The sequence below is a fragment of the Pseudomonas sp. GCM10022186 genome, from assembly GCF_042656385.1.
Classification (GTDB): domain Bacteria; phylum Pseudomonadota; class Gammaproteobacteria; order Pseudomonadales; family Pseudomonadaceae; genus Metapseudomonas.
The window spans coordinates 6843-7571 of sequence record NZ_JBHSOU010000039.1; the positions used below are offsets into that span (position 1 = coordinate 6843).

The 729-nt window shown below is 66.9% G+C and carries 1 protein-coding gene and 1 pseudogene; both read right to left on the reverse strand.

Annotated elements, in window-relative coordinates; genetic code table 11:
* Positions 1 to 542 (reverse strand): annotated as a pseudogene (gene gcvT / locus ACFPU0_RS14690) (glycine cleavage system aminomethyltransferase GcvT); the annotation flags it as partial.
* Positions 543 to 648: 106 nt separating this feature from the next.
* Positions 649 to 729: hypothetical protein (locus tag ACFPU0_RS14695; protein WP_377693831.1), on the reverse strand; the 81-nt coding region annotated here is incomplete at its 5' end.

The window sequence follows — 729 nt, forward strand, 5'->3', positions numbered from 1 at the left end:
GCGACACCGTCCAGGCGCACGGCGCGGAACTGCATGAAGGTCATGGCCTGCACCTCCGGCGCCAGGCGGCCGAGCACGGCGGCCGCCTTGGGCCCCTGCAGGGCCAGCAGCGCGCGGCTCTCGAACAGCGATTCGATGGCGCACTGCTCGCCGATCTTCGCCCGCAGGTGGGCCAGGTCCTGCGCCTTGCAGGCGGCGTTGACCACCAGGAACAGTTCGTCCGCGGCCAGGCGCGCGACCATCAGGTCGTCGAGGATGCCGCCGTTGTCGTCGGTGAACAGCGCGTAGCGCTGGGTGCCCAGCGGCAGGTCGAGGATGTCCACCGGCACCAGGCTTTCCAGGGCGCGGGCGGCGTGCGCGCCGCGCAGGATGATCTGGCCCATGTGCGACACGTCGAACAGGCCGGCCTGGTCGCGGGTGTGCAGGTGCTCCTTGAGCACGCCGAGGGGGTACTGCACCGGCATGGCGTAGCCGGCGAAGGGAACCATCTTGGCACCGAGTTCCAGGTGCAGGGAATGCAGGGGGGTTGTTGCCAAAGACATTCGGGAATCCTTCTATTAGCTGGAAGCTGGAAGCTGGAAGCTGGAAGCCTGAAGCTGGAAGCGGAGTGCACTTCAAGCTTCCGGCTTCCGGCTTCCCGCTGCTTGTTCAACATTCGATGATGTTCACGGCGAGGCCGCCGCGGGCGGTTTCCTTGTACTTGCTCTTCATGTCGGCGCCGGTCTGGCG